We start from the raw sequence: 12,299 nt of genomic DNA, 5'->3' as shown, positions 1-12,299 counted from the left end.
AGGATGATCCATAGAGCAAGTAAAACAAATAAGACCAGAGGAATCATCACAACCATCCAGTTTAAATAACCCCAACTATAGCCAACCATACTTTCAAATAACCCCGTCGCATAAATAGATCCACTAGCTCCAGTTAAAAGTGCAACGGTTGTCACATAAGGTGCGTAGGTAACAATTAACATGATTGATTTCCCAATATTCTCTCCGGCCTCTTTTTGCATACTGTCAATAATTCCTTTTCCAATCGGCATTAACACAGCTAAGCGGCCTACTGCATTTGGAATGAGGAATGTTAATAAAAAAGCAGACACAATCAGATTAAGGAGTATTACTCGGACGGACCCCTTTGAAAAAGAAAGAATGGAGTAAGCAATTCTTTTATCTAAATTCGTTTTTTCTACTGCAAGACCCATAAACAAAACAGAGAGAACAAGCCAAATGATTTCATTTCCTAGTCCGCTTGCCGCCTGTTCAAATGTAATAACATCAAAAATAGCAAACAATACAATGACGCAAATAGCAGTTAATGATGCGGGTATAACCCTGCTAACCCAAAGAAAAATAGCTAATATAAATATAGCTCCTGTTGTAATAATCTTAGAATCAATCTCCTCGCTAATCTGAACCAACGGGGTCATTATAATTCCTACCATGAACAAACCAGCAACTAAATATTTCCACGTCTCTTTTTTTACTGTGTGTTGAATTTCAGCCATGCTCACATCCTCCCCCAATTAACTTGTTCATTATGAAAAGCCTTGATTACTCAAGGCTTTCCCTTTTTAGTTTGTAGTTAATTTATGACCGACTGTTGCGGATAGAATTTCATCTAAATTAGACGCCTGATCCAATTTATATAAAGATGAAATAAGGGCTTCTGTATTTTCAGCTCCAATGATTGGCTTTGTAAGATTTTCAAATTTACGGTTAAGCGCCTCATCTTTCATTGGGTTCTCGATGCTTCCAGTTGCCTTCTCAATATTAGCTGTAAAAGTTCTTCCATCTTTTAAGATTAGTTTGGCATACGCTTTTTCCTCGCTGATACTCTCATCTACTGTTGGGCGAATTTTTTCGCGGAAGGCTACTGTGCTATCTGCTAACACTTTCTCATTTGAATACTGATCTTCACCTGCATCCCCATCTAAGAAAGCAATAGCTCCTGTATGATAAATACTAAACTTCCCTTCTAACCCAGTTTGTGGAGTAGGCTTACCTGTCAGCTCTAGTACATAAGGGTTAACTGTAATTTCAATTGCCTCTACTTCTTCCGGTTTCGCATATTGACGAAGTTCAATGCATGCATCAATTGATGGGTGCAGTACGATTCCACACGCATATGGTTTAAATGCATTCTTTAATAGCTCCCAGTCTGTTCCCCACCTAACATTAACTTTCTCTAAATCATGCTCTGGTGCTAAAACGTTAGCAAAGCCTCTCTTTGCTTCTAGTACCTGCTTTGAACTAGTAAATCCTTTTTTTGCTAGCATCGCTGAAAGAAGTCCATTCTGTGCAGCTTTACCAGGGTGGAATGGTTTTGTCATTGTACCAAACATCTCACGTAAACCGAATGACTGTGTACCTGCTAGTCCTAACGCATGAAGCATTTGCTCTTCATCAAGTTTCAGAAGTGTTCCAGCTGCTACTGCCGCCCCAAAAACACCCGCTGAACTTGTAATATGCCATCCGAGATGGTAGTGGCTCGGATACACTGCGTTACTAATGCGAAGTTCAACCTCACAACCGAGAATGAAAGCATGGAGAATCTCTTCTCCAGTTAGACCAAGATGTTCACCAAGTGCTAATACAACGGGTGCAACCGGCCCGCTCGGGTGATGAATTGTATCTAAGTGAGTGTCGTCATAATCAAAGATATGTGAAGACATTCCGTTTACTAGTGCAGCTAATAATAAATCCGTTTTTTCCTCACGCCCTACTATTGATACTTGCTCTCCACCGTTTAAATCTTTTTTGAGCTCTAGCACCATATCTACTGACTCGTGCTGAGCTGCCCCAATCGCTACACCCATCCAGTTTAAAAAGCTACGTTTTCCATGATCACGAACCTCTTGGGGGATTTGTTCCATTTTTGTATTTAATACGTTTTCTACTAATTGTTTTGTCACCATATCCGATCTCTCCTTTAGGTATCTATTCGTTTTCTTTTTCTACGTTAAGATTCTTAAGTACATTTTCCRTTGATTTTCTTACATGATATTTTGTTACTGCCTCAGCAAAGTCTGGATCCCTGCGTTTAATAGCATCTAAAATGAGGTGATGCTCTTCAATATTTTCCATTGGACGCCCAGTTACTTTGAGAGAGGTTGCCATACATACACTTATATGTGATTGCAGGGTCTGCATCGTATTAATTAAGTATAGATTTCCAGTATGATTGGCAATTTCACTATGGAATTTCGAGTTAATCGTCTTGAGCAAATCGATATCATTATTCTTGGCTGCTATCGAAGCTTCCTTTAATAGAGCTTCCAACTTAATAATGACTAGGGGCTCCTCTTGACTAGCTAGTATTCTAGCACCTAATCCTTCTAACACCTCCCTAACTTGATAAAGCTGCTTCACTTTTTCAACTGAAAAAGAGATCACTCGAACTCCTTTATGAGGCTCCATTTGTACCAGTCCGAATTTTTCCAACCTGCGAAATGCTTCTCTTACTGGTGTTCTGCTTACATTTAGTTCGGAGGCTAAGCTCCTTTCAGATAAAGTATCACCGGACTTAATAACTCCGTCCCTAATGCCGTTGTAAAGATGGGCAAACACAGAATCTGTTTTGATGTCTTTTTCCATGATGTATAACTCCTTTTTATTACATTGAGATAGTTGGATCGTCTTTCTTCTTCGTTCTTAAGCTGCGAATGATTGGTACAAACAACGTTAGAATGGCAGCAACGATAAGGACGAATGCAATAGGTCTTGATAAAAAGAAGAAGTAGCTTCCTTCTGATACAACTAACGCTCTTCTAAAATTCACTTCCATCATGAATCCTAATACCATGGCAAGAACAATTGGAGTGGTCGGAATATTAATCTTTCTAAATAAATATCCAATAAGACCTGCAATGAGCATTACCCACACTGAATACATTGAGTTACTGTAGGCATAAGCACCTAACACACAAATTCCAGCTACCATGACAGCGAGCACTTTTTTWGGAATGAGCGTCACGTTCACCCACATCTTCACCCCGAACAACCCAACTGCTAACATGATAGGAATCGATATCAATAAAGAAGCAAAGATGGAATACGGAATTTCTGGATGCTCTGTGAATAAGAGCGGACCAGGTTGAACACCTTGTATCGTTAATGCCCCAATTAAAATTGCTGCACTAGCAGAACCCGGTATACCAAGTGCTAAAAGTGGCGCTAGAGACCCAGGAACAGCTGCGTTATTAGCTCCTTCAGAAGCAGCTATACCTTCTGGATTTCCTTTACCAAAAGTTTCGCGGTTTTTGGAAGACCGTTTAGCTTCGTTGTAACTTATCAATGAAGCAATTGTTACCCCGGCTCCTGGAATGATTCCAATGATGTAACCAAGAATTGGAGATTTTATTAAAGTAAATTTCATCTTCCCTAACGTCTCTTTCGTTGCTTTCAATCCAAACTTCTCAATTTCACTTATTTTCTTCGTTTTATGTTGTTTAGACTCAAGCATATAGAAGACTTCTGATAAAGCAAATAAACCAATGAGCGCAGGGAGAAATGGTACACCGCCTAATAAATCAGTTGTAAGGGCAAACCTTGGAACCCCATTTATTGGATCCATTCCAATGGTGACAACCATTAACCCAATGAACATTGCAATTAGACTTTTGACAAGTGATCCTTCACTTAAGCTACTGACTAAACTTAAGCCAAAGAGTGCTAAAGCAAAGTATTCAGCCGGTCCAAAGTTCAACGCGAAGTTAGCCATCGGCACGGCAGTAAAGATTAGTAAGATTGTACTTATGAAAGCACCAATTGCAGAAGCAACAATCGATACCGTTAACGCTTGACCAGCCTTCCCTTGTGTTGCTAGTGGATATCCATCAAATGCAGTAGCTGCAGCAGCAGGTGTACCAGGAGCGTTTAGTAATATAGCTGTGATTCCTCCTCCATATTCAGCAGCGACATAGAGAGAGATAAGCAACACTAAAGCCGCTACAGGTTCCATTCCGAATGTAAAAGGAATCAACAAGGCAATTCCGATACTTGGAGTTAACCCGGGGATTGAGCCGATAAAATACCCTGCTACTGTTCCTAATAAAATCATCAGTAGAACTTCTGACCCTAGAACAATTGAGAACCCCGATAATAACTGTTCAATCATACTCTCTTCTCCTTTCTACGGCAGTGGAACACCTAACAGCATGTCAAATGCCACTTTAGTAAAACCTAGAAACCCCGCCGTTAATAGTGAGACTTTTATCAATGACTTCTCTCCTGTTGCAAAGATAAATAAGGGGAAGAAGATGAGAGCTGATAAATAGTAGCCAAGCCGCGGAATTGCTAGAACAAAAATAATTAGTAAGGCTGCAAAAGTAACAACAGACCATGCTCGATGGATGTATATTTTCTTATCCATATCTTGCTTCCTCGATAAAATGGTTTGAACTAGTAAGACGATAGAAAACACGATGATTGAGATTGACATGATGAGTGGGAATGCACGAGGCCCCACGTCGGCAGCGTTTGTTGTTTGTGGAAGCTGCACCGTATTGTATAAAAACCAAGTGCCAATAATTATAAACACAATACTAGCTATAAGATTAGCCATGTTTCTGTTCATCTACTAACCCTCCATTATAGAATGGGGAAAGACTCTCCCCCCTCGACCTTAATTAACGCCTAGTCGTTCATACCACTCTTGCGTTAACTCATTTTGATTGAGAATATATTCTGTATATTCTTCACTTCCCATAGCACCTTCAACAAGCTGGGAACTCTTCATGTAGTTGGTATAGGATTCTGAAGAATACGCTTCCATAAATGCATCACTTAATGCTTCAACAATTTCTTCCGGCATGTCTTTTGGACCAAATACTCCACGGAATTGAGCCCAATCTGTATCAACGTCGTACCCTTCTTCTGCATACGTAGGTACACCTGGAAGATCTTCTAAACGTTCATCTGCCATTACACCTAATATACGAAGTTGTCCTGCTTCTACATATTGTAGGACTTGGCCAGGGTTAGAATTAGCTATATCAATGTGTCCTCCGAGAATAGCTGTTACCGCATCACCAGTACTTTCATAAGGTGTCCAATTCGCTTCAACACCGGCTTCTTCTGCAAAAATGTTCCAGGMAACATTATGACCTGATCCATCTGCGCCGTACCCTCCAACCGTTAAGCTTCTTGGGTTTTCATTAAGATGTTCCACGACATCATCAATCGTGTTGAAAGGGCTTTCAGAATTTACAACTAATAAGTATGGATCAATTTGTGATCTAGACACCCACGTAAAATCTTCAATATCATATTGATCTTTTAATGTACCGTTAATAAGGCCAATTTGAGATGGTGTCATAGCCCCAAGAGTATGACCATCTGGGTCAGCCGAAAATACTTGAGCCATAGCTGTAGCCCCACTTCCACCTGGTCTATTTTCAACGACAACCGTTGACCCTAATACCTCTTCTGCGGCTCTAGCTAACTCACGTGCCATTAAATCTGTAGGGCCACCAGAGTTTGTGTGAACAACAATTGTAATTGGCTTAGTCGGAAAGTCACTTGCAGCTTCAGCAGTTCCATCACCCGGTGAACCGCTTTCATTTTCTGTCGAAGATTCTCCCGCTGAACAAGCAGCTACTACCATTAACAATGCAATCATTAGACAAAAAAGATAACCTTTACCTCTCTTCATTTCCTATCTCCCCCTTAAAGTGGTATACCATCTAATATAGATATTATATAATTCAGTCAATTCTGTCAACGTTTTTTCTTGATTAATAAGGGTTTTATTTATAAACATAATAACTTCTGTTTAAAACGGTATACCACTTTAATCATTTATAAGTTTACTTATACAGCTAACTAAAGGGGCAAGAAACCAATAAGTAATAAACCGCGCTCTATTGTAGACCCTTTAAAAGGATTATGTATGTGCTTTAAAGAATTTGTTGTGAGAACTCACCTCAAATATTCCTCACCACATACACCCACTAGTTTATTGAAGTTAAAGAGGGTTAAATATGAGGAGTGCTAGCATCGCCGCTGCAAGAGCCTATTCCCAGCCTTCTATGGATACTCTTTACTTATTATAGCTAAGAGTAGATCATTCTTTTAGAAATATTAGGTATATAGATATAACTAGCGAACTGCGCCAAATCTTGTGGTCTTCAACATTTTSCAATATCTTGCTCCATTTGCCGAATTATTGATGAGTTTCGTCGGATTATTACTGAGTTTCGTTGAATTATTCGCTACCTTGTTCGAATCAGGCATAAATTTGTACGAATAAATGTCCACCACTCCCTTTCCACATAAAAAATAAGCTGTCACTCCATGAAACTTTTCAATGGATTCTTTCGTAAAGGAAGTAGAAAGGCAGGAGGGATCATGAATGAATAAAACGTTCATAACTGCAATTTTAATGGCAATTCTCTTTTTTACACCAACTGAAGTACTCGCTGTTGATTACGAGATTACAAATGTTAACATTCATGCTTATTTACAACCAAATGGGGATGTGTCTGTACAAGAGCAGCATACCTATGTGTTTAGTGGCGAATTTGGAGGTATGATTCGTGAATTAATACCGAAAGAGGGCACGGAGATTGTGCAGCTTGAAGCATTTGAAGGAAATAATCCACTACTCATTGAAACAGATCAAACGGAGCATCGTATTCACCGAGAAGGGAACGATGAAACCGTAACAATGGATCTCCATTATGAAATCATAAATGGTGTTGACGTTTATGACGATGTGGCTGAGTTTTACTGGCCGTTTTTTGATACAAGTAATCAGTCAACCTATGAAAACTTGACCATTTATGTTTATCCACCCACCTCTACAACCCCAGTGGTTGCCTTTGGTTATGATGAAGCATACAAAACCGAAAACGTCCTTGAAGACGGTACCGTTCAGTACTTGATGGGAGAGGTTCCTCGTAAACGAAATGGTGATATTCGTGTTGCCTATCAAAAGGATTTATTCCCTGCGAGTACACAGATTTCCAATAAACCAATGCGTGATGAGATTGTTGGTGAGAAACAGGCATTGATCGATGCTGAAGCCTCAAGAATAGAGAGGCAAGAGCTGTTGGGTACGATCGGTACTGTAATTGTTCCACTCTTTGCTTTCATCTTCTTGCTTGTACTTTTTAAGGCCTGGCTTGAATCAAAAAGAAGTAAAGCTTGGGTGACAAGAGAGTTTTCACATTCAACCGTCGTCCCAAAAGAAACGCTGTCCTTACCGACCATGATTTGTTATATGAACTTTCAACAGCTCCTACCAGAAGCAACCGTTGCGGCCCTGTTAGATTTAGTTCGAAAAGGTCATGTGAAAAAGCAAGAAAAGGATCGCTTCCGTTTAGTCAACAAACATGGGATGCAGAAACATGAACAAAAATTAGTAGAGTGGCTCTTTACGGCAATAGGATCAGACAATGAATTTAGTTTTGACGATATCACGACCTATCTCGAAAATAAAAACAATCATAAAACGTACCAGGAGTTAAAGGCGAATTGGGAACAGGCAGTAAGAGCAGATTTAAAGGAGGCAGGCATCTATAAAAATAAAGTCAAATACCGTTTCATGATTGGTTTCATTAGTTTCCTTCTCGTTCCGTTTATTATTTTACTTGCTGTACATGGCCTGATGGTACTTATGATCTCATCACTCATCATCTTCTTTGGTTTGTTGCTTTTTGCGATATGTTATTATCCGAAAACAGAAAAAGGAATGAAACTAACGCTTGAATGGCGCCATTTCAAAGAGCAGTTTCCAACGATCATGGAGTCGACATGGAAAACACTAACAGAAGATGAAAAAATGCGCGCCTTTATTTTTGGGTTGGGGATGAAAGATAAGAAGATCACCAAGAAAAATGAATCACTTGTTCACTCCTTTCATGCAAGCGGAGCTACGTCAACTACCGCTTATGGGTTTGACCCGACATGGCTGATCATTGCTGCAGCTGCTACGTCAAATTTCCAAAGTGCCGAGAAAAATGCTGGTCTAGATGCTACTTCAAGCAGTTATACTGGCGGAGGTTCTGGAGCAGGCGGGGGTGGCGGCGGATCAGGTGCATTTWAACCCTTGATTCCTAAATCGAACCAGAAAAAAGAAATACTAAACTGAACAAATTAACTCACTAAAATAAAATACCTAAAAGCCCTACACGAAACAGTGAACTTATGTAAGGAGCTGGGTCATGAAGTTATTGAGGCTTCTCCTCAATATGATGGGAATTATTCAGTCTAGCAACTTTACGTATCTGGACCGCAAATATCTATAAAATGATTGAAGGCACAGCAAAGCTATCAGGCCGAACTCCTTCAGAAAATAATATAGAGGCAGCCATCTGGCAATGTTATCTATATGGAAAAGAAATGAGTGCATCTCATTTATTAGATGCAATTGAAACCAACGCAACGGTTTCAAGACAAGTCGGTCATTTCTTTACGAATTATGTTGTCTTCCTAACTCCAACCATCGCGACCCTGCCAGCTAAAATTGGTTTATTAAATGCAAATAACCCAACTATCGATGCAAAACAATGGACTGAACAGATCTTTACGTATGCACCATTTACTAATTTATTCAATGCAACCGGTCAACCTTCTATCTCCCTACCACTCAAAACAAGCCAAAATGGATTACCAATTGGGATGCAGTTTACCGGAAGATTCGAGATGAAACGACTTTGTTACAGTTAGCAGCCCAACTTGAAGAAGCATTGCCGTGGAAAGATAAAAAGCCGACAGTTCATGTTCCTAGTTTGGAAGATAAGGTGCGTGGGTGATCGAGATTACTTATTAATCTAATGGAACAATGCTAAATAGCGAGCGGTCTCTAAAATAGACTGCTCGCTATTAGTGTATAAAAAGGGTGATTCTCTGTACCTACCAAAAAAGCATTTCCATCCAGATTGAATGAGACATTATAACGTATATGTCGCGTTTTCATCTCCTTGGTCGGGGTTATTTTGGAAGGTCTGTAGTAGGTGCTTTTATTGTATTTGAAAACGTGGATTTTTTTGTTGAAGAACTAGTTATTAAACTAGGCACCATCACTACTCACTAAATATTCCCAGCTTTCTTTTTACTGATAAAATCCAAAAATCCACAACCACACAACACGCATCCAAAACCAGTAATGAAGAGTGCAGGGGAAACGATTTTAACAAAAGAAAGCCCAATCATAGCTACTCCAACTATTAGATAGTGATTCACAGCGTGTAAGCTATAGATCTTCTGCTCGATATGCCATGCTCGAAAATAACCCTGTAAAAAGCCTAGTATGATTTGTAATAGAGCTACGATGTATGGAAGGAATCCAAATGAATTCTTCACTCCCCCTACAAGTATATATACAAAACCCATCCCAACATAAATAAATGGGATATAGAAATCAGTCTTACCCTTTTTCAACTGAAAGAGGCGATATCCCCAAGCGGCTGAAAAAGAGAAGATAGCAAACATCCATGCAAATAAGGTGAAAGTGAAAGATACCTCTTTTAACCAGATGATGTAATATGGAAAAATAACTACCTGACCCACTGTTACAACAAGAGGGATATGCCATAAACTCTTATCCTTCATGTCATGCTCCTTCACTTAATATAATAGTTATAAAATAAATTCTGAAAGACTTCATTTGGATCTCGGCTTAACTTTTCGTCTAGAAAGCTTTCCCATTCAGGATAGGACTGCCTGAATTGTTCTTTTGTTTGATAACGGTAATATGGAAGATAATACGTTCCTCCGTGTTTGTTGGTTAAACTGGTCCATTCTTGAATAAGCGCTTCTGCATTAGCCATTTCTTTATCTTTTAATCCATGTTCTATTAATATAACCAGACCGAACATATCTTCATTGGCATAGCTCAAACTCGTGTGGCTATCTTCAGCTGCAAACCGCACCGTAATATTATGGACTTTAAAATCATCATTTTTGTCTTTAGGCGAGAGCAATTGCCCTACATCACGTATGTAATCTTCATAAGAATGGATGGGCACAAAAAACTCTTGTAACACTTCAACTCGACCAGGCTTTGTAAATTCCATGAAGGTGGATTCTGACCGCATAGCGTTATTTCGAGTAATTTCATTTCCGTCGATTGAGTTAATATATAGCTTTTGAGATTCCCAGAAAAGATCCGCTAAAAATCCACCTTGCCGACCCAAATCAAGTGCCAGCTTACTAAGACGAACACCTTGTTCTCCTTTGAGTGGCGTATAATCATCCTTTTTTCCCGTGTAGTTGTAATCAATAACATACATTTCGTCTAAAAAGGTATTTGGAGCAACACTTAACCTAGCATAGTGCATAGCAGTATTTTTGTTGTCTAATAGATTAGTAAAGTAGGATTCATACTCAGCTGTTTTTATTTTTTCTGTATGAATGGTGTAGATGTCGTTTTCAGTTAGTTCCAATGTTACATCTACGATCACACCGAATAATCCATATCCGCCAAATACGTACTTCATCCATGTTTCCGGATCATCACGGGTGACGGTCTTGATCTCTCCTGTAGGTGTTAATAAAGTCATTTCCTTTACTGTTCCAGCCATTGAACCAAAACGGATATCCCTCCCGTGAGCATTAACAGAAAGTGAACCTCCGATCGTAAAAATCGACTGTGATTGGGTCACTTGCAAGGCTAGCCCATAAGGTGATATAGCTTCCTGGACATCTTCCCAAGTTGCTCCAGCTTCAACTCGAATCGTTTTAGCCTGCTCATTTATTTCTAATACCTCATTGAATGTTCGCATATCAATTACGGTACCATCTCTATAATACGTGTGACCGCCTTGTGAGTGTTGTAATCCAGCCACCGAAATATGGCGGCCAATTTCGTTTGCTTCTTTTATTATCTTTTGTAACTGGACACGATTACCTGCGTTTATTACTCTTTCAACTCGCTCAGGGAGAAGACCTGTATAATCCGTTGTTAAATTACTCTGAGAAAGTCCATATTCTCTTTTCTCTATTGGAATATTCCAAAAAACAACGATAACAACCATACAAGTTAACATTCCAAGAAAGCATGGTTTTTTTGTTAACTCAGCTATTGTTCTCATCTTACCTCCTCCAAGCTAAATATTGCCTTATATCCTGCTCCGTTCGTATTATAAGGTCCGCCAGACTGCATGAGACCAATCCCCTTCGACAAAATCCCTGTTAATTCGGGTGGTGACAGGCATCCTCACTCAGTTAGAAAGGATATTATCTATTGAGATGACCCCCATAAAGACCGCTATGTATAAAGCAATGCTTAGTAGAAAGTATAGGATCAAAATGAAGACATGTTTCTCCTTTACGTTGATTATTCGTCCAATCAAAAAAAAGAAACCAAATGGTACTAATAGTAGTAGAAGGAGAAGAACCATCCTTAACGATGTAAGAAATATGGTTAACAAAAGTAGGATAACAATAAAAGAAGTGAATATCTTCTTAGTGATTTTGTTGAATGCCATAGTCCACAACATGTTTACAGGTACAGCAAGTAAATATAGTATTAAAAAACTAAGGTAAGAATACTGCATATATGCGTAACTTATAAAAGTCTTTTCATAAGGTAAATGTCTAAAATCTACGTAAATAATAACCGTGAACAGAAGTGAAGTTAAAATAATTGATAAATTAGCGATTATTAGTTTCTCTTTAAGAACTTTAAAAATAATAATATTTCTCACCTCTGAGATTGAAAGCTAAATGTTTAGAAGTGACAGGCACCTTTACTACTTTTCATCAATTCACCCTAAAGACCTGTTTCTTATATCCTGATTATAGCAAAAAACAACTTAAGCCTTCTATTTTATGTAAGAATAAATATTATTTTCTTTTTCAGCCTGCTTTATCACTTGATTTTGTTACGCTTCATTGCGGGTGGTGACTGATACCTGAGTCCACTTAAGAGAGCTTAAGTTCAAACTCAACATACTATTTTCAGTAATATTTATTACCCCTTACACTTATCGGCTATACAACTAGTACTTTACATAATAACTCCACATCTTTATGGCTTTTTTAAGGTTTGTGTTCATTTTATTTTCTCTTTTAATTCTTAACATAGTGATACCTTTACAGTTCACCAGGTGGAACAGCTGCGTAACCTAGACCTGTGAAACACA

10 protein-coding genes are annotated in these 12,299 nt (G+C 38.8%); 2 read left to right on the top strand and 8 right to left on the bottom strand.

The window, feature by feature from the left end:
• The 6 genes from AB685_RS22225 to AB685_RS22200 all read right to left on the bottom strand — a co-directional run.
• Nucleotides 1-716 (bottom strand): SLC13 family permease (locus tag AB685_RS22225; RefSeq protein WP_047972759.1); only part of this gene is annotated, 716 nt, incomplete at its 3' end.
• 66 nt (nucleotides 717-782) lie between these two features.
• Entirely contained in the window at nucleotides 783-2,126 is a 1,344-nt protein-coding gene (locus tag AB685_RS22220) for an MmgE/PrpD family protein (RefSeq protein WP_047972758.1), read from the bottom strand.
• Between the two features lie 22 nt (nucleotides 2,127-2,148).
• The gene (locus tag AB685_RS22215) at nucleotides 2,149-2,805 is read right to left on the bottom strand and encodes a GntR family transcriptional regulator (protein WP_047972757.1); all 657 of its coding nucleotides are present in this window, start codon (nucleotides 2,803-2,805) and stop codon (nucleotides 2,149-2,151) included.
• A 19-nt stretch (nucleotides 2,806-2,824) separates the two neighbouring features.
• Nucleotides 2,825-4,327: a tripartite tricarboxylate transporter permease gene (locus AB685_RS22210; protein WP_047972756.1), complete on the bottom strand. Its 1,503-nt coding sequence runs from the start codon at nucleotides 4,325-4,327 to the stop codon at nucleotides 2,825-2,827.
• A 15-nt stretch (nucleotides 4,328-4,342) separates the two neighbouring features.
• Nucleotides 4,343-4,786, bottom strand: coding sequence for a tripartite tricarboxylate transporter TctB family protein (locus tag AB685_RS22205; protein ID WP_047972755.1), 444 nt, complete (start codon nucleotides 4,784-4,786; stop codon nucleotides 4,343-4,345).
• A 48-nt stretch (nucleotides 4,787-4,834) separates the two neighbouring features.
• Entirely contained in the window at nucleotides 4,835-5,863 is a 1,029-nt protein-coding gene (locus AB685_RS22200) for a tripartite tricarboxylate transporter substrate binding protein (protein WP_053073919.1), read from the bottom strand.
• Between the two features lie 699 nt (nucleotides 5,864-6,562).
• Between AB685_RS22200 and AB685_RS22190 the strand changes: the two genes are divergently transcribed.
• Entirely contained in the window at nucleotides 6,563-8,302 is a 1,740-nt protein-coding gene (locus tag AB685_RS22190) for a DUF2207 domain-containing protein (RefSeq protein WP_047972753.1), read from the top strand.
• 251 nt (nucleotides 8,303-8,553) lie between these two features.
• A complete protein-coding gene (locus AB685_RS32175) occupies nucleotides 8,554-8,880 on the top strand; it encodes an amidase family protein (protein ID WP_241773359.1) in 327 nt (108 codons plus the stop codon).
• A gap of 363 nt (nucleotides 8,881-9,243) precedes the next feature.
• Here the strand turns inward: AB685_RS32175 and AB685_RS22180 are convergent, their stop codons facing one another.
• Both AB685_RS22180 and AB685_RS22175 read right to left on the bottom strand, forming a co-directional pair.
• On the bottom strand, nucleotides 9,244-9,765 hold the full coding sequence (locus tag AB685_RS22180; protein WP_047972752.1) for a hypothetical protein: 522 nt from the start codon (nucleotides 9,763-9,765) through the stop codon (nucleotides 9,244-9,246).
• Nucleotides 9,766-9,776: 11 nt separating this feature from the next.
• Nucleotides 9,777-11,246, bottom strand: coding sequence for an FAD-binding oxidoreductase (locus tag AB685_RS22175; protein WP_053073917.1), 1,470 nt, complete (start codon nucleotides 11,244-11,246; stop codon nucleotides 9,777-9,779).
• Nucleotides 11,247-12,299: the final 1,053 nt, after the last annotated feature.

This window comes from Bacillus sp. LL01 (assembly GCF_001037965.1).
The sequence above is the reverse complement of the archived record's forward strand: the minus strand, read 5'-3'. Positions and strand labels throughout refer to the sequence as shown.